17 protein-coding genes and 16 pseudogenes are annotated in these 22,313 nt (G+C 72.3%); 20 read left to right on the forward strand and 13 right to left on the reverse strand.

Going from position 1 to position 22,313, the window contains the following annotated elements; translation table 11 throughout:
* Position 1: 1 nt before the first annotated feature.
* Together FF86_RS47445 and FF86_RS13000 are read right to left on the reverse strand one after the other, a co-directional pair.
* A pseudogene (locus tag FF86_RS47445) lies at positions 2-281 on the reverse strand (MaoC/PaaZ C-terminal domain-containing protein); the annotation flags it as partial.
* Positions 282-549: 268 nt separating this feature from the next.
* Entirely contained in the window at positions 550-1,311 is a 762-nt protein-coding gene (locus FF86_RS13000; protein ID WP_044884950.1) for a 3-hydroxyacyl-CoA dehydrogenase, read from the reverse strand.
* Positions 1,312-1,406: 95 nt separating this feature from the next.
* Between FF86_RS13000 and tnpA the strand changes: the two genes are divergently transcribed.
* The 6 genes and pseudogenes from tnpA to FF86_RS47470 form a co-directional block, all read left to right on the forward strand.
* Positions 1,407-1,829: an IS200/IS605 family transposase gene (gene tnpA / locus FF86_RS13005; RefSeq protein ID WP_044884951.1), complete on the forward strand. Its 423-nt coding sequence runs from the start codon at positions 1,407-1,409 to the stop codon at positions 1,827-1,829.
* A partial coding sequence (locus tag FF86_RS47450) for a helix-turn-helix domain-containing protein (protein ID WP_242418683.1) occupies positions 1,826-2,030 on the forward strand: 205 nt, incomplete at its 3' end. The genes tnpA and FF86_RS47450, both read left to right, overlap by 4 nt.
* A 1-nt stretch (position 2,031) precedes the next feature.
* Positions 2,032-2,204, forward strand: a pseudogene (locus FF86_RS47455) (RNA-guided endonuclease TnpB family protein); the annotation flags it as partial.
* A gap of 1 nt (position 2,205) precedes the next feature.
* Positions 2,206-2,678, forward strand: a pseudogene (locus FF86_RS47460) (RNA-guided endonuclease InsQ/TnpB family protein); the annotation flags it as partial.
* 1 nt (position 2,679) lies between these two features.
* Positions 2,680-2,850, forward strand: a pseudogene (locus FF86_RS47465) (RNA-guided endonuclease TnpB family protein); the annotation flags it as partial.
* A 1-nt stretch (position 2,851) separates the two neighbouring features.
* Positions 2,852-3,025: pseudogene (locus FF86_RS47470) on the forward strand (zinc ribbon domain-containing protein); the annotation flags it as partial.
* 169 nt (positions 3,026-3,194) lie between these two features.
* Here FF86_RS47470 and FF86_RS13015 read toward each other — a convergent pair.
* Positions 3,195-3,943: SDR family NAD(P)-dependent oxidoreductase (locus FF86_RS13015; RefSeq protein ID WP_396229858.1), on the reverse strand; the 749-nt coding region annotated here is incomplete at its 5' end.
* Between the two features lie 396 nt (positions 3,944-4,339).
* Here FF86_RS13015 and FF86_RS13020 point away from each other — a divergent pair.
* The 12 genes and pseudogenes from FF86_RS13020 (at position 4,340) to FF86_RS34745 (ending at position 12,722) form a co-directional block, all read left to right on the forward strand.
* Entirely contained in the window at positions 4,340-4,732 is a 393-nt protein-coding gene (locus FF86_RS13020; protein WP_044884953.1) for a MaoC family dehydratase N-terminal domain-containing protein, read from the forward strand.
* Positions 4,729-5,226 (forward strand): MaoC/PaaZ C-terminal domain-containing protein, encoded by a 498-nt coding sequence (locus tag FF86_RS13025; RefSeq protein ID WP_052681048.1) that lies wholly within the window; start codon positions 4,729-4,731, stop codon positions 5,224-5,226. Before FF86_RS13020 ends, FF86_RS13025 begins: the two co-directional genes overlap by 4 nt.
* The coding region (locus tag FF86_RS47475; protein ID WP_255355777.1) for an enoyl-CoA hydratase/isomerase family protein at positions 5,226-5,814 on the forward strand (589 nt) is incomplete at its 3' end. The genes FF86_RS13025 and FF86_RS47475, both read left to right, overlap by 1 nt.
* Position 5,815: 1 nt before the next feature.
* Positions 5,816-6,020: pseudogene (locus FF86_RS47480) on the forward strand (enoyl-CoA hydratase/isomerase family protein); the annotation flags it as partial.
* Between the two features lie 1,034 nt (positions 6,021-7,054).
* Positions 7,055-7,183, forward strand: a 129-nt coding sequence (locus tag FF86_RS47485) for a hypothetical protein (protein ID WP_242418707.1), incomplete at its 3' end; no start/stop codon positions are given.
* 1 nt (position 7,184) lies between these two features.
* Positions 7,185-7,387 (forward strand): annotated as a pseudogene (locus FF86_RS47490) (phenylacetate--CoA ligase family protein); the annotation flags it as partial.
* Positions 7,388-7,803: 416 nt separating this feature from the next.
* On the forward strand, positions 7,804-8,952 hold the full coding sequence (locus FF86_RS13045) for a TIGR03857 family LLM class F420-dependent oxidoreductase (protein ID WP_052681049.1): 1,149 nt from the start codon (positions 7,804-7,806) through the stop codon (positions 8,950-8,952).
* 112 nt (positions 8,953-9,064) lie between these two features.
* Positions 9,065-10,225 carry an acyl-CoA dehydrogenase family protein gene (locus FF86_RS13050; RefSeq protein ID WP_044884957.1) on the forward strand — a complete coding sequence of 387 codons (1,161 nt, stop codon included), beginning with the start codon at positions 9,065-9,067 and terminating at the stop codon, positions 10,223-10,225.
* A gap of 429 nt (positions 10,226-10,654) precedes the next feature.
* Positions 10,655-10,995 (forward strand): annotated as a pseudogene (locus FF86_RS62285) (phenylacetic acid degradation protein); the annotation flags it as partial.
* A gap of 1 nt (position 10,996) precedes the next feature.
* A complete protein-coding gene (locus FF86_RS47500; RefSeq protein ID WP_242418708.1) occupies positions 10,997-11,170 on the forward strand; it encodes a hypothetical protein in 174 nt (57 codons plus the stop codon).
* A 27-nt stretch (positions 11,171-11,197) separates the two neighbouring features.
* The gene (locus FF86_RS13060; RefSeq protein ID WP_044884959.1) at positions 11,198-11,509 is read left to right on the forward strand and encodes a hypothetical protein; all 312 of its coding nucleotides are present in this window, start codon (positions 11,198-11,200) and stop codon (positions 11,507-11,509) included.
* Positions 11,510-12,533: 1,024 nt separating this feature from the next.
* On the forward strand, positions 12,534-12,722 hold the full coding sequence (locus tag FF86_RS34745; protein WP_044884960.1) for a hypothetical protein: 189 nt from the start codon (positions 12,534-12,536) through the stop codon (positions 12,720-12,722).
* A gap of 71 nt (positions 12,723-12,793) precedes the next feature.
* Here the strand turns inward: FF86_RS34745 and FF86_RS47505 are convergent.
* Together FF86_RS47505 and FF86_RS47510 are read right to left on the reverse strand one after the other, a co-directional pair.
* Positions 12,794-13,367, reverse strand: a pseudogene (locus FF86_RS47505) (hypothetical protein); the annotation flags it as partial.
* Between the two features lies 1 nt (position 13,368).
* A pseudogene (locus FF86_RS47510) lies at positions 13,369-14,188 on the reverse strand (ABC transporter substrate-binding protein); the annotation flags it as partial.
* Positions 14,189-14,429: 241 nt separating this feature from the next.
* Here FF86_RS47510 and FF86_RS13070 point away from each other — a divergent pair.
* Both FF86_RS13070 and FF86_RS47515 read left to right on the forward strand, forming a co-directional pair.
* Positions 14,430-15,234 (forward strand): amidohydrolase family protein (locus FF86_RS13070; protein ID WP_242418684.1); only part of this gene is annotated, 805 nt, incomplete at its 3' end.
* 1 nt (position 15,235) lies between these two features.
* A pseudogene (locus tag FF86_RS47515) lies at positions 15,236-15,602 on the forward strand (amidohydrolase family protein); the annotation flags it as partial.
* Positions 15,603-16,052: 450 nt separating this feature from the next.
* Here the strand turns inward: FF86_RS47515 and FF86_RS13080 are convergent.
* From FF86_RS13080 to FF86_RS47535, 8 genes and pseudogenes are all read right to left on the reverse strand, one after another.
* A pseudogene (locus FF86_RS13080) lies at positions 16,053-17,356 on the reverse strand (phosphotransferase family protein); the annotation flags it as partial.
* A gap of 158 nt (positions 17,357-17,514) precedes the next feature.
* A complete protein-coding gene (locus tag FF86_RS13085; RefSeq protein WP_044884962.1) occupies positions 17,515-18,732 on the reverse strand; it encodes a CaiB/BaiF CoA-transferase family protein in 1,218 nt (405 codons plus the stop codon).
* An 81-nt stretch (positions 18,733-18,813) separates the two neighbouring features.
* Positions 18,814-19,067 (reverse strand): annotated as a pseudogene (locus FF86_RS47520) (acetyl-CoA C-acyltransferase); the annotation flags it as partial.
* A 1-nt stretch (position 19,068) separates the two neighbouring features.
* Positions 19,069-19,605: pseudogene (locus FF86_RS47525) on the reverse strand (acetyl-CoA C-acyltransferase); the annotation flags it as partial.
* 1 nt (position 19,606) lies between these two features.
* Positions 19,607-20,049, reverse strand: a pseudogene (locus FF86_RS47530) (acetyl-CoA C-acyltransferase); the annotation flags it as partial.
* A complete protein-coding gene (locus FF86_RS13095) occupies positions 20,046-20,870 on the reverse strand; it encodes an ABC transporter ATP-binding protein (RefSeq protein ID WP_044884963.1) in 825 nt (274 codons plus the stop codon). The pseudogene FF86_RS47530 and the gene FF86_RS13095, both read right to left, overlap by 4 nt.
* Complete coding sequence (locus FF86_RS13100; RefSeq protein ID WP_052681050.1) at positions 20,867-21,619, reverse strand: ABC transporter ATP-binding protein; 753 nt, start codon at positions 21,617-21,619, stop codon at positions 20,867-20,869. The genes FF86_RS13095 and FF86_RS13100 overlap by 4 nt, the downstream gene beginning before the upstream one ends.
* Positions 21,616-22,312: pseudogene (locus FF86_RS47535) on the reverse strand (ABC transporter permease); the annotation flags it as partial. The gene FF86_RS13100 and the pseudogene FF86_RS47535, both read right to left, overlap by 4 nt.
* Position 22,313: the final 1 nt, after the last annotated feature.

Raw genomic sequence — 22,313 nt, forward strand, 5'->3', positions numbered from 1 at the left:
NGCGTCAGTTGTGCCACCGACAACCCCACCAGGGTCGACAACGTGAACAGGCTGTTGACCAGCCGCTGCCCGAACGGCTGCGTCGCGCTCCAGGCCTCGTCGAGGTGCAGGGCCTGCATGTTCATCGTCAGGGTCGTGAAGAGGGTGTTGTCGGCCTCGCCCACCGTGCGGCCCGGGCGGTGCCGGTACACGACCCCCTCGGCCAGCTCGTCGTAGTACAGCCCGCGCTGCTCGATGACGGGCCGGCCGTCCACGAGCCGACCCTCCACCGCGGCCGCCATCAGCAGGCACCCGTCGTGGCGAGCNGCCGGCCGACGTGCGGCCTGCCGGCCCGGAAGACCGAAGCGCGCATGAAAACTCTCCTCTGGCCCAGGGCGAGCGCTCGCGGCTTCACCTCGTCGACAACGACGACGGCCGGGCGCCCTGCCCACCGGAGCGCCGCACCCTCCCGGCCGGCGCCCGAATTCCCCGTGGAAGACGGATCGCCGGCGAGCTGACCGAACGCCCGTTCACCTGCCCGTCAGGGCGAATCCTAGCCGCCTGGCCTGGTCAGCGGGGCGCCATGCGGATCGCGCCGTCGAGGCGGATCACCTCGCCGTTGAGCATCGGGTTGGCCACGATGTGCTCGACCAGGGCCGCGTACTCGTCCGGGTTGCCCAGCCGGCTCGGATGCGGAACCTGCCGCCCCAGCGACTCCCGGGCCTGCTCGGACAGCCCGCCGAGCATCGGTGTCTCGAACAGGCCCGGCGCGATGGTGACCACCCGGATCGCCCGGTCGGCGAGGTCCCGAGCGATGGGCAGCGTCATGGCGGCGACGCCACCCTTGGACGCCGAGTAGGCGGCCTGCCCGATCTGCCCCTCGAACGCGGCGACGGAGGCGGTGTTGACGATGACGCCGCGGTCGCCGTCGACCGGCTCGACCGTGGCGATCCGCTCGGCGGCGAGCCGGATGACGTTGAACGTCCCGATGAGGTTGACGTGGATCACCTTCGCGAAGGCCTCGAGCGGGAACACGCCGCCCCGCCCCAGCACCCGGATCGCGTTGCCGGTGCCGGCGCAGTTGACCACGACCCGCAGCGGGCCGAGGGCGACGGCGGCGTCGAGGGCGGCACCGACCTCCTCGGGCTGGGTGACGTCCGCCGCGACGAACCGGGCGTCGTCACCGAGCTCCTTGGCCACGGCGTCCCCGGCCGAGCTGGGCAGGTCGAGCAGCACGACCCTCGCCCCGGCCGCCAGCAGGCGCCGCGCCGTGGCGAGGCCGAGTCCGGACGCGCCGCCGGTCACCAGAGCGATGCTGCCTGAGATGTCCATCAGTTACCTCCAGAGGGGACTGTCGCCTTCAGGCGACAGGGGAATCCGGTACGGACCGCGATGGTTATACCGGTCGCGCTGGTATAACCAGTTGTATGGGGCGGCAGGTGACGACAGGCGCGGGCGGGGTCTACGACCTCGGCTACCACGTCGTCTGGTGCCCCAAATACCGCCGGCCCGTCCTGACCGGCCCGGTCCGCGACCGGCTTGACATCCTGCTGCGCGAGAAGTGCGCCGAGCATGACTGGACGGTTGTCGCGCTGGAGATCGAGCCCGACCATGTACACCTGTTCGTGAAAGCTCATCCGAAGCACTCCCCGTCGTACATCGCCAACCAGCTCAAGGGCTTCACGTCCCACGCGCTACGCGACGAGTTTGCGCACCTACGCTCCCGGCTGCCGACGCTCTGGTCCCGGTCGTACTTCGTCGCCACCGTCGGCGCGGTGTCGGCCGAGACGGTGCGGCGGTACATCGACACGCAGGACGAGCGGCCGTGGCGCAAGGGCGTGGCCCGGTGAGACGGACGTACAAGTTCCTGCTGCGCCCGAGCGGGCGGCAGGTCGCCTCGTTGAACGCGATGCTCGGCGACCACCGTGCGCTGTACAACGCCGCGCTCCAAGAACGGCGCGACGCCTACCGGCACCCGTCCCGAACAACAGTCCGCTACGGCGACCAGTCGGCCCAGTTGAAGGACATTCGGGCGTACGACACGGACCATGNCCGATGGTCGTTCTCCTCGCAGCAGGCCACGCTGCGCCGGCTGAACCTCGCGTTCGCCGCGTTCTTCCGCCGAGTCAAGGCGGGCGAGACGCCCGGCTACCCGCGTTTCCAAGGCGCCGGACACTTCGACACGGTCACATGGCCCGTCGACGGCGACGGCTGCCGCTGGGACTNGCAGCCCGAGCACCCGAGCCAGACGTTCATCCGCCTCCAGGGCATCGGACACGTCAAGGTCCACCAGCACCGGCCCGTACTCGGCACGGTCAAGACCCTGTCCGTCACACGCGAGGGTAACCGCTGGTACCTCGCGCTGTCCTGCGACGACGTGCCCGCCGTCCCGCTCGAACCGACCGGTGCTGTCGTCGGCATCGACATGGGTGTCGCGTCGCTGGCGACCACGGCCGACGGCCGGCATTTCGGCAACCCGCGCTTCCTCCAGCGGTCCGCTGACCGACTCGCCGCCGCGCAGCGAGACCTGTCCCGGAAGAAACGCGGCTCGAGGCGGCGCCGCAAGGCCGTGGCCCGTGTTGCCCGCCAGCACCGGGCGGTCGCCCGGCAGCGGGCCGACCTCGCGCATAAGACCGCGCTCGAACTCGTCCGCGATCACGACCTGATCGCCGTCGAGAAGCTGAACATCAAGGGCATGGNCCGCCGGGCGCAGCCCAAGCCCGACCCTGACCGGCCGGGCCAGTTCCTGCCCAACGGGCAGGCCGCCAAGTCCGGACTGAACAAGTCGATCCACGACGCCGGGTGGGGGGTGTTCCTCGACGTGCTGCGCGCCAAGGCTGAAAGCGCCGGACGGACGGTTGTCGAGGTGAANGCCCGTCACACCTCCCAGCGATGTGCCGAGTGTGGGCACGTCGCGAAGGAGAACCGGCCGACGCAGGCCACGTTCCTGTGCGTGCAGTGCGGCCACTCCGCGCACGCCGGCGAGAACGCGGCGGTCAACATCCTCAGGGCAGGGCTTGCCCTTCAGGTAGCGACAGCTTCCTGAGAAGCTGACCCCTTCAGGCGTCAGAGGAGTCACGCCTCGATCTCCTTCGCAGGTCGGGTCAGTTCGTGGGTAGGCGGTCGGTTCGGGCCGCGGTCGGCTTGCGGAATCGCGGTCGGCCTGCAGGGTCGCGGTCGGTTCGCGGGGTCGCGGTCGGTTCGCGGGGTCGCGGTCAGAAGGCGGCGTAGCCGCCGTCGAGCAGGATGCTGTCGCCGGTGTGGAAGACGGACGCGGGCGAGGCCAGGTAGACGGCGATGCCGGCGAAGTCCTCCGGGCGGCCCCAGCGGCGCACGGGCATGCGCGGCAGCACCCGCTCGGTGAACCGTTCGTCGTGCAGCCCCTGGTGGGTCATGGGCGAGTCCGTCCAGCCGGGCAGGATGGCGTTCGCCCGGATGTCGTGGCGTGCCAGCTCCACCGCGGCCGCCCGGATCATCGCGGTCAGCCCGGCCTTGCTGGCGCCGTAGGAGTAGGCGCGGGCCTGCCCCTGCAGGACCGCGAGGCTGGACGTGGCGACGAGGCTCCCCCCGTTGCCGAAGCGCACCATCGCCCGGGCCGCCTCCCGCAGGGTCACGAACGCCCCGTCGAGGTCGACCCGTGTCACCTCGCGGAACTCGGCGAGCGACGTCTCCAGCAGCGGGTGGAACTGGGACGCGACACCGGCGTTGACGAAGCAGGAGTCGAGCCGGCCGAAGGTCGCGGCGACCTCGGCCATCGTCGCGACCACCTGGTCCTCGTCGCCGACGTCGCAGCGATGGCCGGTGGCCAGCCCGCCCGCCGCGCCGATGCGCTCGACGGCGGCGGCGTTCTTGGCCGCGTTGGTCCCCCAGACGCAGACGTGGGCGCCGGCCGCGGCGAGCCCGCCCGCGATGCCCAGGCCGATCCCGCCGTTGCCGCCGGTCACCACGCTGACGTGGCCAGTCANGTCGAACGGGCTTCGCCCGGCGGGCGCGTCCGCCGCCACGGCACCGCCCGACGACCGCCGGCCCGACTCCCGCACGATGCTCATCGCCGAGCCCTCGCTCATCGCCGATCCCTCCTGTGCCGGAACCNCTTCCGAGCGCGGTGCCGACCCGACCGTAGGATCACCACGGCATTTTAGTCAACCATCGCGTCGGTCAAATAAACTCTTGACTGCGAGCCCCGCGATGGGGGACGGTCGGCTCAGTCCCGACGTGACCCGCGCCACGGCTCAAAAATCCCCCGCGAACCGCCTCACCGGCGGGCGGCTCCCCCTGACCACCGCGGCCCGCGGCCCGCGGACCAGCCACGTACCCTCGCCGCGCCCACGGGCCGCGGACAGTCCCGACGGAGGTCGAGATGGACGAAAGCGCCAAGGGCAGAACCCTGGTGGAGGACGACCTCACGGTCTCCCCCGATGTGCTCGCCGCACTGGCCCGGGCCGTCGGCAGCCCCGCGGGGACGGCGACGGCCACCCTCGTGCCCTACTTCGGCGCGGCGGTCGGCGGCGAGTCGACCGCGGTCGACGGCCTCGACCTCGACCTGTCCCGCGCGCTGCTCGCCGGCATCGACTACGACTGGCGCCGGCCCTTCGCCCCCGGCGAGCGGGTGCACGTGCGGGTCACCGTGGAGGACGTCTTCCGCAAGGGCGCCAACCAGTTCGGCCTGCTCGCCGCCGAGTTCACCGACGCGGCCGGCGACCTCGTGCAGCGCCAGACCGTCACCTTCATCGAGCGTGGGAGCAGCAAGTGACCCAGGATGACAGCGCGACTCTCACCCCCGGCGAGAATGTGCCCCCCGGCGAGAACGTGACCCTCGGCGAGAACGTGACCCTCGGCGAGCGCACGCGCGGCCCCGTGACCCGCGTGCAGATCGCCCGCTACGCCGGCGCGGTGGGCGACTTCAATCCCGTCCACGTCGACGACGAGTTCGCCCGCGCCTCCGGCCTGCCGTCGGTGATCGCGCACGGCCCGCTCACCGTGACGCTGGCGCTGGACGCCGTGGTCGAGCAGCTCGGCCCCCAGGCCCTGCGGTCCGCGAAAGCCCGGCTGTCCGCGCCGGTCTTCCCCGGCGACGAGCTGACGGTGGTGCCCACCGCCGACGGCGTCGAGGTGCGCAAGGCCGACGGCACGGTGGCGGCGACGGTCCGCCTGGAGACGGTGAACCCAGAGACGGTGAACCCAGAGACGGTGAACCCAGAGACAGGGCAGCCGGCGACGGCGCCCGAGGCCGCGGGGACGCGCTGATGGGGCACGAGTACATCATCCTGGACGACGAGCCCCGCGGCGTGCGGGTGCTCACGCTGAACCGGCCGGACCGGATGAACTCCTGGAACGCGGCGATGCGCCAGGAGCTGCGCGACGCCGTCGAGGACACCGCGCTCGATCCGGGGGTGCGCGTCCTGATCATCACCGGCGCGGGTGGGCGCGCGTTCTCCGCCGGCGAGGACGTCGGCGGCATGGGCGACCTCACGGCGCTCGGCACCCGCGGGTTCCGCGCGCACGCCCGGCGCATCCACGACGTCTTCGACACGATCGAGGCGATGGAGATCCCGGTGATCGCCGCCGTCGACGGGGTGGCCGCGGGCGGTGGGTTCGAGCTGGCACTGTCCTGCGACTTCCGGGTGGCCGGCGACAACGCCCGGTTCGTCATGCCGGAGGCGAAGGTCGGCCTCATCCCCGGGTCCGGGGGCTGTTCGCGGCTCGTCACCTACGTGGGCCGGGGCCGGGCCAAGGAGCTGGTCATGCTCGGCGGCACCCTGCGTCCCGCCGCCGCGTTGCAGCTCGGCCTGGTCACCGAGGTCGTCCCGGCCGGCACGGCGCTTGACGCCGCCCNGGCCATGGCCGACCGGCTCGCCGCGATGGCGCCGCTCGCCCTCGGCATGGCCAAGCTCGTGCTCAACACCTGTGCGGACGTCGACGGTGAGACCGGCCGCCGGCTGGAACGGCTCGGCCAGAGCGTGCTCAAGACCACCGAGGACCACCGCGAGGGCGCCGCCGCGTTCATCGAGAAGCGGACCGCGCAATGGCAGGGGCGTTAGGCCAGGCCGTCGACCAGCGGTTCTGGAACCGGGCGACGCAGACCGCCGATCGGGAACGGCTCGACGCGCTGCACCTCGCCCGGATCCGCCACCTGGTCGGCTGGGCCTACGACCACTCCCCGCTGCACCGGCGGATCTACGACGCGGCGGGGGTGAAGCCCGCCGACATCCGCACCTGGGACGACTACCATCACCGGCTGCCGTTCACCGACAAGCCCGACTACGTCCGCGACCAGGAGAGTTCGGAGTCGGGGTTCGGCGGTCTGGCGCTCGGCCCGGAGCACTGGCAGCAGTACTTCCACACGACGGGCACCACCGGCCGGTTCCTGCACGAGGCGTTCAGCCAGTTCGAGATGCACAAGGNGGGCACCCAGCTCTGCTACGGCCTGTGGAGCCAGGGCGCCCGGCCGCGCGACTCGATCTACTTCTGCTTCGACTTCGGCATGTGGGTCGGACTGTGGACGTACTACTGGGGGGCGCGCAACCTCGGCCTGACCATCGTCTCCGGCGGCGGTGCCACCGGGGAGCAGCGGGTCCGCCACATCCTCGAACGCCGCCCCGCCATCGTCTGCGGCACCCCCACCTACCTGCTACACCTGGCCGAGATCGCCGAGCGGGCGGGGCTGGACCTGCGCCGCGCCGGGGTGCGCATCCTGGCCGGCGGCGGCGAGGCGGGGCTGTCGGTGCCGCGCATCCGTGAACGGCTCGCCGAGGCCTGGGGCGCCGAGCGGATCCACGACGCCTACGGCATCGGGGAGGCGCTGTTCATCGGCCAGTCGTGCGACGTGTGGGCCGGCGGGGTACACGCGATCGAGGACGTCTGCCACTCGTACTCGGTGGACCCCGCCTCGGGCGAGCCGGTCACCGACGCCGGTGAGGTCGGCGAGCACGTCATCACCAGCTACACCCATCTTGTGCAGCCGTTCATCAAGTACCGGACGCACGACCTCGTCCGCATCGACGCCCGTCCCGACCACGGCTGCGGGTGGACGTGGAAGCACTTCCCCGGGGTCGTGCTCGGCCGGTCCGACTTCATGATCACAATCCGCGGGGTCAACGTGTACCCGACCGCGGTGGAGAACCTGATCAGCGAGGTCCCGGGGCTGACGCACCACTACGAGCTGCACCTGTCCCGCCGCGACGGCATGGACCGGATGCTGGTCNGGGCCGAGGCCGCGACGGGGGTCGGCGCGCTGGCCGACCTGGCCACGCGGCTGTCGGCCCACCTGCGCGACCACCTCGGGGTCCGGCTGGAGACCGAGGTCGTCCACGCCGGGACGCTGCCGCGCTACGAGCTGAAGACCAGACGGATCTTCGACGCCCGCGAGCCGGGCGCACGAGCCGCCACCACCCGGGAAGGGCGCTGAACTATGGCCGGCGTGGCACAGGGCGGCGTGGCACAGGGAACGCGGACTCGCACGGATCTCGACCCACTCCCGCCACCGGGACCAGGCACGGGGCCGGGGCCGGGGTTGGGGTCGGGGTTGGGGTCGGGGTTGGGGTCGGGCCTGGGCGCCGACGTCGAGCGGCAGCGCGCCCNCCTGCTCGCGGTACACGCCGACCTGGCCCGGGAGCGGGAGGCAGCCCTGTCGCCGGCGATCGAGCGGGCGCTGGAGACGGCCCAGATGTACCTGTTCCTCGCGCTGGGCTACGTCGGTCACACCGACGCCCTGTTTCCCGACGAGCTTCAGGCCCCCCACGAGCCACAGGCCCCCGGTGAGCTGTCGGCCCCTCAGTCCGCCTCCCCATCGACCGATGCGACCGAAGGCGGGGGAATCCCCTCATGACATCCGCAGACCACAACAACGGCGTGCACGACGACCTCAGCGTGCACGACGACCTCAGCGTGCACGACGACCTCAGCGTCTACGTGTTACCGGGGCGGGCGAGCGATCCCGCCCGGGCCCTGCGGGAGGCGCGCGACGCCGAGCGGGCCGGCTTCGGCGCGGTCTACGTCAGCGAGCGGCTCGACCTCAAGGAGGCCGGGGTGGTCTGCGGGGCGCTCGCCGCGACGACCGACCGCTGCCGCGTCGGGACCGCAGTGATCCATCAGGGCACCCGGCATCCCCTCACCATCGCCGCGCTGGCGGCGACCGCGCACACGCTGAGCGGCGGCCGGTTCGTCCTCGGGCTCGGCCGAGGGCTGGGGGCGCTGGCGCCGTCGCTCGGCGTCCCGCCGCCGACGCTGCGCGGGCTGGAGCACCTGGTGGGCGTGCTGCGGCGGCTGTGGACAGGCGAGGCGATCCGGGAGGAGGGCACGGCGGGGTCGTTCCGCGGGATGCGCTTCTCCGACCTGCCCCCGGACGGCGCGCCGCCGGTCGTCCTCGGCACCATCGGCCCACGCGGGCTCGACCTCGCCGGGCGGGCGTTCGACGGGGTCATCCTGCACCCGTTCCTCACGGTCGACGCGGTGGCCGCCTCGGTGGCGGCGGTGCGCGGCGCCGCGGAGCGGGCCGGACGCGACCCCGCGTCGGTCCGGGTCATCACCACCTTCGTCGCCGCGCCCGACCTGCCGCCCGACCGGGCTGACCTCGCGGTGCGGGCGCGGGCGGTCAGCTACTTCCAGGTCCGCGGCCTCGGGGAGCTGCTGGTCGAACGCAACGGTTGGGATCCGGCGGTGCTCGACCGGCTGCGCGCCCATCCCACCCTGACCGGACGCGGCATCGCGGACACCGCCGTCACCCGCGACCGGCTGGTCGACTCCGCCGAGCTGATCCCCGCGGAATGGTTCGACACCGGCGCGGCGATCGGGTCCAGTGCCGCGTGCGCGCGGCGGGCGGCGGCCTACCGCGCGGCCGGCGCCGACGAGGTGCTGGTGCACGGCGCCTCCCCCGCCGAGGCCGCCGCCATGGCCGCCGCCTGGGGTGCCCTGCGCTCCCGTCCGGACGCCGCACCCGCCTTCGCCGCCGCGGGCGGCGCAGCCGCCGGCTGACCAGCCCTCCGCAAGGAACCACCAGCCCGCCACAGGCAACCACTCCCGGGACGAGCAACCAGGCCCGCGACAAGCAACCAGGCCCCGCCGAGCACAGCCAGGAGTCGCCGTCATGCAACGCACGCTTTTCGAGGCCGAACACGAGGAGTTCCGCGAGCTCGTGCGGACCTTCGTCACCAAGGAATGCCAGCCGCATCACGAGGAGTGGGAGCGGGCCGGCGTCGTCGACCGCTCCGCCTGGCGTCGGGCCGGTGAGATGGGCCTGCTCGGGCTCACGGTGCCCGAGCAGTACGGCGGCGCCGGGCTGAGCGACCCCCGCTTCGACGTGATCGTCACCGAGGAGCTGGCGTTCGGCGGCATCACCGGACTCGGACTGTCGCTGCACAACGAGCTGCTCGCCCCCTACCTGGTGGGCCTGACCACCGACGCGCAGAAGGCGCGCTGGCTGCCCGGCTACTGCTCCGGCGAGACCGTCACCGCCATCGCGATGAGCGAGCCCGGCGCCGGCAGCGACCTGCGCGGCATCCGCACGACCGCCATCCGCGATGGCGACCACTTCGTCGTCAACGGCGCCAAGACCTTCATCAGCAACGGCCTGCTCGCCGACCTCGTGGTCGTGGCGGTCAAGACCGACCCGGGGGCCGGGCGGGGCTCGCTCAGCCTGCTCGCGGTGGAGCGCGCCACCCCCGGCTTCGAGCGGGGACGCAAGCTCGACAAGGTCGGCCTGCGCGCGCAGGACACCGCCGAGCTGTTCTTCAACGACGCCCGGGTGCCGGCGGCCAACCTGCTCGGCGAGGAGCACCGCGGGCTGCACTACCTGATGCGCAACCTGGCGGCCGAGCGGCTGTCCATCGCCGTCGGCAGCGTCGCCAGCGCCCGCCGGGCCCAGGAGCTGACCAGGCAGTACGTCCGCAGCCGCACGGCGTTCGGCACCACGATCGGCAGCTTCCAGAACACCCGGTTCGTCCTGGCGGCCCTGCATGCCCGCACGCTCGCCGTCCAGGCCCTCGTGGACGGCTGCGTCCAGGCCAGGATCGCCGGCACGCTCACCCCGCAGGACGCCGCCGCGGCCAAGCTGCTCGCCACGGAGCTGGAGTTCGACGCGGTCGACGCCGGGGTCCAGCTCCACGGCGGCTACGGCTGGATGGAGGAGTACCCGATCGCCCGGATGTACCGCGACGTGCGCATCACCCGGATCTTCGGCGGCAGCAGCGAGATCATGAAGGAGGTCGTCGGCCGCGCGCTGCGACTCGACGACCCCACCGCCCCCTGAACGACCAGCCTGCTCCCGCCCGCCAGCCCGACCCGCCCGCCAGCCCGACCCGGCTGCCCGACCGGCCCGGCTGCCCGACCGGCCCGGCTGCCCGACCGGCCAGGCCCCTTGGCCGCCTACCCGAAGACCTCCGTATCCGATTTATCCCTCCGACAAGCAATGCCGATTTCATTCGACTCATGAGTTGACAATAATGGTGGACCTTCCTACGATGAGGTCATGGCAGATGCGATGGTGGGCGAGCGTCGGGTGTACCGGGAGAACGACACCGACATCCCGAGCGAGTTCTCCGACCTGCTGGTGCGCATGCTCGTGCACCACCTGGAGAACTCGACGAACCGGTACTACACCGAGCTGCTGAACCACCTGTGGGAACGCTGCATGACGCTCGCTCCCGAGGAGCGACTGAAGACGACCTTCGCGAAGCTCATGCAGCAGGAGGTCGAGCACGGCGTCATCACGGCGCGGATCCTGGCGGGCCTGGGCGTCGGCAGGATCGAGCAGCCGATCAAGCAGTACCTGTTCCACCTGCCCATCGACACGTTCTGCGACATGGCGTACTTCAACGCCCTGGGCGACCGGGTGGGCTGCTACATCGGGGAGACGTGGGAGGACGTGCCCTACGAGCCCCTGTTGAACGTGGCGGAACGCCTGCACAAGGACGAGGTGTTCCACGCGACGTTCGGCATGTCGAACCTGCGTCGCGTGTGCGCCGATCCGGCCGGGCTGGCGGAGGCCAACGAGAAGATAAAGATCTGGTGGCCGGCCGCNCTGGACATGTTCGGCCGGTCGGACTCGGAGTTCAGCGACGCCTACGTCCGCTGGGGCCTGCGCAAGCTCAACAACGCCCAGCTCCGCCAGCAGTACATCGCCGACACCCGTCCACTGCTGGAGGAACTCGGCATCACCGTTCCCGCGGACACGGCGAACCGCCGTTTCCTCTGATGGCGCGGGCATGAGGCAGGCGCGGGCATGAGGCAGGACGGGGCGCCACCCCCCGCCGATCCCGCCCCGGGTCCCGCAGCGCCGCGCACCCGGACGGTCGACGTCCACCGCTACGGCCCCGACGCCGTCGTCCTCGACGTCCACCTCGGGCAGTACCGCGAGGTCTTCTTCGTCCTCACCGGCGACAAGAGTGTGACCATCACGATGCTCGACGGCAGCGACCCGACCCATCACGAGGCCCAGGTCTTCGTCTTCGCCAAGCCGTGGCAGTGGTCGCTCGACGCCCCCGATGAGGAAGTCCTGCTCCGGGTGTGGCAGTCCGTCGGCGTCCAGCGCTGACACGGCGCACCCCACCCGCACATCCCGGCCGGCCGTGGTCTCGCCACCCCGACCCCAGGCCCGCGGCCCCGCCACCGGGACGTATCCCAGCATGAGCTGGCCTTGTCGACGGGCGGAACCGTCGTCATCGTGATCACCGTGCCAGGGTCCGTCATCGATCATCGGACCGCAGGCATCGGCCGTGGTGTTCCGCGGAACCGCGTCCCGGTCCCCCCGCCCGCGCGGCTGTTCGCCGGAGCCCGGGCAGAGCCCCAGCCGCCTAATTACTGACGGTGACGGTCGAGGGGGGTGAGAGCGGGGGTGTGCGGGGGGCCGGCGTCCCGTGGTTCTTTGCTATGGACATATTTGCTATGGACATAGCGGACGCCAAACCGGCCACAGGGACCACGGTGGTCGCNCTCCCACGCATCCACCCCGAACACCGACCCGTCGCCGCCACGCTCCGCGATCGCTGCCGCCGCCGCCGCGAGCACGTGACACGGTCATGCAGATTCCGCGGAACCGGCTCCCACTCCGCCCCGCGAGGACAGTCCGCTAACGGTGATGTCGGTGAGGTCGCGGCGCGGCAGCCGGGCGGCGCGGCAGCCGGGCGGNGAGGCGGCGGCGGGAACCGGTTGATCAGCGATGCGGTGAGAAGCCCTCGAGCAGGGGGACAGTCGCGCGATAACCGCGACGGGCGCGGTGCCCGCTGGTCGTGATCCCGGTTGAATCTCACGGTCGCGGTAGGCGGCGATCAGATCGCTGATGNCCGCGGGCATCGCGGTCAGCTCCTCCGGCGTGAGGTGGACGACCTGGCTGAACGCCTCGTCCCTGCGCCACCGGCTGGGCGCCTGCGCGCGACGAGACAGCCAACGCTGGTAGGCCTCGTCCTCCAGTCCGCCGGCCAGCTCGCCGAGGTCGTCCCCGTTGGTCGACTCGGCGGTCGTGGTGGCCAGCCGCCAGGGCCGCCGCCGGCCGTGCTCCGTTGGCGCGGGCTCGATCAGGCCACGTCGCGAGCTGGCGCGGGTGGAAGGAGTAAAGGCCGGTGCTGCCGCCCAGTTCGCGAGCCGCGTCGGTCGACGTCACCGTGGCCCGCCGACGCAGCAGGTCCCGCAGCGCCGCGCGCACCGGATGCTCGGCGGACACGCAGCGACGGCGCGCGGCACTGAAGGCGATCCGTGCAGCGGACTGGGACAACCGGCCCAAGCCGAGGATCTTCATCAGTCCGCACTGAGCCATCCGACGGAGTCGGCGGGGCGCCGGCCGGCGGGGGCGGGGCCGGCCGGGAGCCCGGGGTAGGCGGGGTCAGCTCACCGGGGCGAGCAGGTTGACCGGCTTGTCGTTGAGGCCGTCGCGGACGCTCGTCCACTTGCCGCCGGTGTACTGGTCGACGCCGATCTGGTGGCCGCAGACGGCGACGAACGGTGCCTGACCGCACTTGAGCGGGCCGACCTGGAGCATCGCCGGACCGGCGAAGCCGCGCAGCGCCCGGTCCACGACGTCGAAGGACGTGGCCTTGTCCACGCCGAGCTGGTTGACGATCTTGGCGGCGGTCATCACGGTGCCGAACGTCGGCCCGCTGAAGCCGCGCAGCTCGACGGGGGCGCTGCCCAGCGGCTTGGCGTACTTCGCCGCGGCGTACTGGTAGGTCTTCATCCCGGAGTCGACGTCGGGCAGGTCGAAGTTGTAGCCGTAGTTGGCGTAGTACCAGCCGTCGGGGACGGCGTCGGCGGCACCGACGGTCTTGAGGTGCGCCCGCACCGGCACGTCGGCGCACTGGTCGGTCGTGATCACCTTGGGCTTGATGCCGAGCGAGTGGATCGCGTCGTACATGCTGATGCAGCTGCTCGGGGGGAAGGCGGTGATCAGCGCGTCGGCGNTGCCCGCGCCGCTGGCCTGCAACGCCGTCGTCAGGTCCGGGGTGGTGGCCTGCAGGCTGATGAACACCGGGCGGAACTTCACCTTGGCGGCGTCCAGGATCGGCTTCACGAGCTGCTGGGCGGCCGCGCGGCCGGCGGGCGTGTCCGGGACGATGCCCGCCACGGTGCGGGCCTTGAGCTCCTCGACGGCGAAGCGCGCCATGCCCATCAGCACCCCGGGCGAGCCGGCGGTGTAGGCGACGCCGCGGGTCGTCACGAAGTCCTCGCTGGCCAGGGCGTTGCCGATGAGGATCGCCTTGCGGCCGCCCACGGCGTCGTAGAACTCCTTGTTGCCGACGCTGAGGCCGCCGACGATCACCAGTGACAGCGACGCGTCGTTGGCCATCTGGGCGCCGCAGCGGGCGGCGTCCTCGGGCACGTTGACCGAGCAGGAGACCAGCTCGATCGGCCGGCCGCCGACGCCGCCGAGCTCGGCGTCGACGTAGGCCACCGCGGCCCGCGCGCCCTGGGTCGCGGACGGCAGGAAGGTGTCCTGACTGACAAATCCGATCTTGTACGGCGTGCCCTTCGCCGGGCCGGCGGAGCCCCCGGTGTAGCGCAGCGCCCAGGCGTTGTTGTCGCTGTTGGCGACGGGCGCGGAGCTCACCTCCCCGGCGCCGGCAGCGCCGGCACCGTTCGCGGCGCCCCCGGACGAACCCGACGACGAACACGCCGCGGCTAAGAGCAGGGAACTGAGCGCCAGCGCCCCCGCCACAGAACGACCTCTCACCGGTACCGCCTCCCACCTGCGCCGGCCCCCGTGGCCGACGGGTGGGAGCACCGTACGACCCCACAATAATTTAGTCCACCAGTCGATCGAATTAATCGAGAGGTCGGCCGATGGCCCTGGGCTACGACCCGATCGACGGCTTGATCGGCCGCCCGTTCGACACCTTCCGATCACCCGGCGAATTTATTCGACCCGCCGGTTGACTGTAATCTGCGTCTCACCTATCGTCCCGTGCAGGTAGTGCGCACCGTCCCGACCGGGGGCGTTCCCGGTCCCGCGTGAGGGGTACATCGTGGATCTCATCGACGAACTCGACCTCAAGGTCATCGACTGCGACACCCACGTCGTCGAGCACTACGACCTCTGGACGTCCCGGGTCCCGTCGAAGTACGGCGACCGTGTGCCCCACGTCGAACGCGACGCAGGCGGCATCGAGTGGTGGGTCGCCGGTGGCAAGGTGCTCAGCCCGGCCGCCGGTCTCGCCATCGCCGGTTGGAAGGAGCCGCCGCCGAAGTTCCCCGCTCAGCTCGACATGGTCGACCCGCGCATCTGGCAGCCCGAAGGCCGTCTGGAGATCATGGACGAGTACGGCATCCACGCCGAGGTCCTCTACCCGAACGTCGCCGGCTTCGGCGCCGGGCGCTACACCGACTTCGGCGACATGGAGCTGGCCCTGCTGCTGTTACAGGCGTACAACGACTGGCTGGCGGACTTCCGCCGGGTCTCGGACCGCTACGTCCCGGTCATGGCGGTGCCGTTCTGGGACATCGACCTGTCGATCGCGGAGATGACCCGCTGCGCGGAGCTCGGCCACAAGGGCCTGGTGTTCTCCCAGGCGCCCGAGGACTTCGGCTCCCCCATGCTCACCGACCCGCACTGGGACCGGCTGTGGGCAGCGGCCCAGGAAATGGGCCTGTCGGTGAACTTCCACATCGGCAGCGGGGACACCACGATGCCGCAGCTGCTGCACCCCTCGGCCGGCGTCCACGCCAACTACGCCACCTTCCCGATGACGTTCTTCCTCGGCAACGCCCGCACCGTGGGCAGCCTCATCGGCGCGGGCGTGTGCCACCGCTTCCCCGACCTGAAGTTCGTCTNGGTCGAGAGCGGCGTCGGCTGGGTGCCGTTCACCCTGCAGGCGCTGGACTGGATGTGGACCGAGTGCGGCGTCGCCAAGGAGCACCCCGAGTATGACCTGCTACCCAGCGAGTACTTCCGCCGCCAGATCTACGCCTGCTTCTGGTTCGAGCACGGCCCCACGCTGCGCGCGGCGATCGACTACGTCGGCGCCGACAACATCCTGTACGAGACCGACTTCCCGCACCCGACGAGCATGTCGCCGGGGCCGGTGAGCTCGGCGCTGCCACCCCGGCAGTTCATCAACGACAAGCTCGGCGACCTCCCCCACGACGTGCTGCGCAAGATCCTGCAGGACAACGCCATGAAGCTCTACGACCTCGCCTGAGCCGCACGACCCGGCCCAAGCCGCAGGACGCGGCCCGGGCCACCGGCCACCGGCACCGAGAAGGCCCGGGCACCGCACGGTGCCCGGGCCTTCCGCCGATCCCCTGTCCCGGCAGCACGGCGCGGTTCCGCGGAACACCAAGATCATCAGAATGAACCGGCGCTCGGATGCGTGGAGCGGTGCCGCGAGCACGTCGGCACCGCAACCCCTCCCGCCCGCCCACCTCGACCGGCCGTCACCGGCGCATGCTCGTGGTCGGAGGGTAGATCGGAGGGTAGAGAAGACTCGATCGGCTAGCGCGACGGCCGGGGCCGTGCCGGGGTCGTCACCTGGACGACCCGGTCCAGGGTGCGGACTACGAGCGCGAACGCGGACTCGGGATCGTTCACTGCGACCGCGGCCGCGCCGCCACCGGCGCCCCCGTCGCGGCGACGCTGGAGGGGATCGCGNCGGGACTCGGCGACGAGATCGGCCTCGACCTCGACGAGGTCGATGGTGGGCGGGTCGCCGTCGAGCACGCCGCGGTCCCAGACGACCGTGACGATGCTGCCGTTGCGCACCCCTCGCACCTCGAACGACTCGGTCGCGGGCCCCACGTCGGCCCGCCGTCCCCCGTCGGTCATCGCCGTGCTCCGTCCGCCTTGTGCTCCGCCCGCCGGTACCGCGCCCGTCTGGGCCATGTCCGCCCGCGCCGTGTCCGCCCGTACCGTGTCCGCCGCCTGGGCTGCGTTCGCCCCAACGGCGTCCGTCTGGGCTGCGTCCGTCTGGGCTCCGTGTGCCTGGACGGCGTCTGTCGGTGCCGGTCCGGTCGGGCGCGGTGCGGTGGGACGGCGGTCGGGGGGCAGCAGGCGGCGGTCGAGTTCGGTGCCCAGGTCGGCGAAGAGGCGTTCCAGCAGGGCGCGCTCGGCGGGCACGGTAACGGCCTCGGCGGCCCGCCACACCAGGCAGGCCATCTTCACCGAACCGAGCACCTCCCACCACCGCAGGGCCGCGAGGTCGGGCGCCCAGCCGGCGGCGGCGCCGTAGAGGTCCGGCCAGCGAGCCAGGTCCACCAGGCCGCCGACGCGGTCGGTGCCGACCCGCCAGCAGACGAGCTGCGCCCAGGCGAGGTCCTCCAGCGGGTCCCCGACATGGGCCATCTCCCAGTCCAGCACCGTGCGCAGCCCGTCGGGGCCGCCGTCGCCGTGACCATGCAGGATGTTGCCGGTCCGGTAGTCGCCGTGGAGCAGGGTGACCCGGACGGGCGGGGGTGGCGGGTTCGCGGCGAGCCAGCCCAGCGCCCGGTCCAGCACACCGGTGTGCGCCCGAGGGGTCGCGCGCAGCTCGCCGCTCCACCGGGCCAGCTCGACCCCGGCGACCCGCGCCGGATCCGGGCGGGCGCCGAGGATGTCGGCCGGCACGTCGGCGGCGTGGATCGCCGCCAGCGTCGCGGCGAACCAGTCGGCGAGCTCCGCCCGGTGCTGCACGTACCAGGGGTCGCGGTGCAGCGGGCCGATCGCGGCCGTGCCGCTGCACCGCTCCATCACCAGGTACGGGCGGCCGAGTTCCCCGCCGGGGCCCCCGGTGGCGCCGTCGCCGCTGGCCACCGCGTCGGGCACCGGCAGGCCCGCGGTGTGCAGGGTGTGCAGCAGGGCGGCCTCCGCGGGACGGCCGAGGGTCTGGCCGCCCGCGCCGACGACGCCGACGGCCGAGTCGGCGCAGAGGATCAGCGGGTGCGTGGCGCCGTCGCGGGTCACCGCGTCGAACGACCACATCTCGCGGGAGTAGCCGCCCTTGAGCCGGTGCAGGTCGACGATGTCGGCCTCGGCGAGGACGGGTTCGGCCAGGACGGGGTCGGCCAGGGCGGGGTTGNGTCCCGCGGCCAGCAGCGCGCGCAGCACGCCCGGGTCGACCCCGTGGGTGACGGCGGTCATCAGGAGATCACACCGGCGATCTTGAGGTTGATGAGCTCCTCCTCGGAGCGGCCGAGCGCCAGGACGACCTCGTCGGTGTGCTCCCCGAGGGTGGGCGCCGGGGTCAGCGTGGGCAGGTCGCCGTCGACCCTGGCGGGCACCGGAACCAGCGGCAGGCGTGCGCCACTCGGGTAGTCGACCTGCTGGACGTAGCCGTTCGCCAGCGCCTGCGGGTCGGTCAGGGTGTCGCCGGGGACGGCGACCGGCGCCCACTGGCCCTCCTGGCTGTCGAGGGCCTTGACCAGCTCGTCGTAGCTCATCGCCGTGAAGATGGCGTCGAGGGCGGCGACGCACGCCGCGGCGTGCTCGGTGCGCAGGGCCAGGGTGGTGAACCGCTCGTCGGCGGCCAGCTCCGGGTGACCGAGCGCCGCGCACAGGCCGGCCCAGTAGCGGTCGGCCTGTAACATCCCGAGCACGAAGAAGCGGCCGTCGGCCGTCCGGTACAGGTTCGTCAGCGGGTTCGGCGGGCGGCGCCGATCGAGCTGGACGATGTTGTCCGCGCCGATCGCCGCGGCGCCGGCGATGGTGGCCTGCATCGCCCACAGCCCGGCGCCGAACAGCGACACGTCGACCACGCTGCCCTGGCCGGTCCGCTCCCGCTGGTACAGCGCCCCTGCGATGCCGCCGGCCAGGAACATCCCGCTCTGGATGTCGCCGAAGGCGGGGCCGGGCAGCAGGATCGGGAAGTCGTAGCCCGGCGGGACCGAGGCGGTGCTGGCGCCCGATCGGCTCCAGTAGGAGATGCCGTCGAACCCGCCCTTGTCCGCGTCGGGACCGGCGGGCCCCTGACCGGTGCCGCGGCCGTAGATGATGCGCGGGTTGCGCGCCCGGACCTGGTCGACGTCGATGCCGAGCCGCTCCCGGGCCGACGGCATGAAGCTGGTGATGAACACGTCCGCCTCGTCGATGAGGCACATCAGCAGTTCGAGCCCGTCGGGGGTGGCGATGTCGATGCCGACGCCCCGCTTGCCGCGGTTGAACACCTCCCACAGCGTGGTGACGCCGCCGTCGCCGGGGCCGAAGCCGTAGGACGACAGCGCCCGGACCGGGTCGCCGGTCTCGGGATGCTCGATCTTGATGACGTCCGCGCCCCAGTCGGCGAGCGCGGCGCCGGCCGACGGCACGAAGCCGAACAGCGCCACTTCCACGACCTTGATGCCCTCGAGAATCCTGCCCATCGCCTGCCTCCACACCTACTGATCGCCGTTGCGGCGCTGTCGTCCGGCTCTGATCTGCGCGTCAGGACCTGCTCGGCGCGGTCAGACCCGCTCGATGATGGTCGCGGTGCCCATGCCGCCGCCGGTGCACATGGTGACGAGCGCGGTCGACAGGTCGCGGCGTTCCAGCTCGTCGAGGGCGGTCTGCAGCAGCATGCCGCCGGTCGCGCCGATCGGATGGCCGAGCGCGATCGCCCCGCCGTTGACGTTGACCTTCTCGGGATCGAGGTCGAGGTCGCGCATGGTCTTCAGCGGGACCGCGGCGAACGCCTCGTTGATCTCCCACAGGTCGACGTNGTCCACCGTCATCCCGGCCCGCTCCAGGCAGCGGCGCGAGGCCGGGCCGGGCGCGGTCAGCATGATGACCGGCTCCGCGCCGACGACCGCGCTCATCACCACCCGGGCCCGCGGGCGCAGGCCGTGCGCGCGGGCGAAGTCGGGCGAGGCGATCGCGAGCACGGCCGCGCCGTCCACGATGCCCGACGAGTTGCCGGCATGGTGGACGTAGTCGACCTCCTTCACGTCCGGGTAGACGTCGCGGACCATCTCGCCGAAGGCCCGGTCGTAGCCGTAGTCGGTGAACACGGCGCGCCCCAGGGCCGCGAACGACGGCGCCAGCTTCGCCAGCGTCTGCGGGGTGGTGCCCGCCCGGGGATGCTCGTCGCGGTCGAGGGCGACGGAGCCGTCGGCGTTGACGATGGGCACCACGCTGCGGGCGAAGTGGCCCTGCTCGATCGCCGCGGCGGCGCGCTGCTGGCTGCGGGCGGCGAACGCGTCGACGTCGTCGCGGGTGAACCCCTCGATCGTCGCGATCAGATCGGCGGACACCCCCTGNGGGACCTGCGGGAACCTGGCCCGCACCGCCGGATTGCCGGCCGAGAAGTCCATCGGCCCCTCCTCCGCGGGCCAGCGCGACATCATGTCCACACCGCCGGCCAGCACGAGCCCCTGGTGCCCGGAGGCCACGCCCATCGCCGCGAAGGTGACGGCCTGCTGACCGGACCCACACCACCGGTTCAGCGTCACGCCCGCCACCGTCTCCGGCCAGCCGGCCGCGAGCACCGCCATCCGGGCGATGTCGCCGCCGTGGTCGCCGACGGCGTTGCCGTTGCCCATCACCACGTCGTCGACGAGCTCCGGGTCGAAGCCGACGCGGTCGGCGAGCGCACGCAGGAGCTGGCCTAACAGCTCCTGCGGATGCAGGTGATGCAGCGAGCCGGTGGACCGGCCCTTGCCGCGGGGGGACCGCACGCCGTCGAGAATCCAGGCCTCGCTCATCGTGATCCTTCCGGGTTGTCTTCCGGGTCGGCTTCCGGGTCGCCGGTGCGGGCGTCGGCCTCGGCCTCGGCACCGGCCTCGGCATCGGCTCCGACGTCGGCTCCGGCCTCCACCTCGGCGCCGGCGCCGAAGTAGGTCGATTCGAGGGCGGCGGCACGCCCGGCGATCTCCGCGGTGGTGCCGCTGGCGACCAGGTCCCCATGGACCAGCACGGCGGCCCGGTCGGCGACCTCCAGGGCGAGGTGGACGTGCTGCTCGACGAGCAGCACTCCGGCGCCGGTGTCGTCGACGATGCGGCGCAGCACCGGCAGCAGGCGTTCGACGATGACGGGGGCGAGACCGAGGCTCATCTCGTCCACCATCAGCAGGCGTGGCTTCGAGGTCAGGGCCCTGGCCATCGCGAGCATCTGCTGCTCGCCGCCGGACAGCAGCCCCGCCCGCCGGCCCAGCAGCGGCTCCAGCGCCGGGAAGTACGACAGCGCGCGGGCGAGGTCGCCCTTGCTGCGCGCGGCGGCAAGCCGGAGGTTTTCGGCGACCGTGAGCTGGTAGAACAGCGAGCGGTCCTCCAGCACGTGGGCGAGCCCCTCGCGGGGCGCCCGGTGCGCCGGGCGGCCCCGCACCGAGCGGCCGAAGACCCGGATGTCGCCCTTCATCACCGGGTTGAGGCCCGAGGTGGTCAGCAGCGTCGTGGTCTTGCCGGCGCCGTTCGGGCCCAGCAGGGCCACGATCTCCCCGGCGTGCACGGTCAGGTTCAGGTCGCGGACCATCGCGACGCCGGCGTAGCCGGAGTACAGGCCGTCGATCTCCAGCAGCGCGGTCATATTCCCGCCTTCGTGCCGAGGTAGGCCGCCCGGACGCGCTCGTCGGCGACGACCTGCGCCGGCGTGCCGTGCGCGATCTTCGTCCCGAACTCGATGACGTAGACCTCGTCGCACACCCCCATCACCAGCCCCATGTCGTGATCGACGAGCAGGATCGACACGCCGGCCTCGACGATGCGGCGCAGCCGGCGGCCGAACTGCTCCGACTCGGTGGTGTCCAGGCCCGCGGCCGGCTCGTCCATGCAGATCAGCGCGGGCCGGGCGGCGAGGGTGCGCCCGGCGCCGACCAGCTTGCGCTGGCCGTGGCTGATCTCGGTGGGCAACCGGTCGGCGAGGTGGGCGATGCCGAGGACGTCCAGCGCCCAGTCCACGTCGGACTGATCGCGGCGGCGGCCGGGCCGGACCAGGTCGAGCAGAAACCCGCCGACCGTCTGCCGTTCGGCGCCGACCTGGAGGTTCTCCCGCACGGTGAGGTCCTCGAACAGTTCCAGCGACTGCCAGGTGCGGCCGAGGCCCAGGCGGGCCCGGCGGTGGGCCGGCTCGCGGTCGACGCGCTTCCCGCGGAAGTGGATCGCACCCTGAGTGCGGGTGAAGCCGGAGATGCCGTCGATGAAGCTCGTCTTCCCGGCGCCGTTGGGACCGATGAGCCCCACCAGGCGGCCCTCGTCGACCCGCAGGTCCAGCCCGTTGACGGCGTGCAGGCCGCCGTAGACGACGCTCATCGACTCGGTGCGCAGCAACTCGCTCACCGGGCCTCCCCCGCCACCGCGGGCGCCGCCCCGGCCGACCCGCTCACCCGGGAGCCGGCAGGGGACCCGGACGCAGCCGGGGTGGCCGCGGCGACCGGAGTGGACGCTGCAGGTGGGACGGACGCTGCAGGTGGGACGGTCGTGGCGGGCTCGGTGGACGCAGTGGGCTCGGTGGACGCAGTGGGCTCGGTGGACGCGACGGGACCAGTGGTCGGTGTTGCCACGTCCGCCGGGGTGGGTGGGTCCGCCGGGGTGGGTGGGTCCGCCAGGGTGGGTGGGTCCGCCAGGGTGGGAGGTCGGAATCTTCGCTGTAGGGCCAGCAGGTCCGTGCGGGCCTTGCCGGCGACGCCCTCGGGGTTCAGCACGGCGGTGACGACCAGGCCGAGGCCGCCGAGCAGCAGCACGAACTCGTCGGGCAGCCCGAACACCCGGTTGAGGACCGTGAAGCCGAGCCCACCGCCGACGAGCAGGCCGCCGGTGACCGCGCCACTGACGCTCGCGATCCCCCCGAGGTAGGCGAACGCGAAGAACATCAGCGACTTGTCGTAGAGGAACTTGTCGGGGGTGACGTTGCCGGTGCGGTAGGCGATGACCGCGCCACCGACCCCGGCGATGAACGCCGAGACCCCGAACGCCAACACCTTCACGGCGGCCACGTTGACTCCGGCGGCGGCGGCGGCCCGCTCGTTCGAGN

This window comes from Frankia sp. CpI1-P, from assembly GCF_001421075.1.
In the GTDB taxonomy this organism is placed as follows: domain Bacteria; phylum Actinomycetota; class Actinomycetes; order Frankiales; family Frankiaceae; genus Frankia; species Frankia torreyi.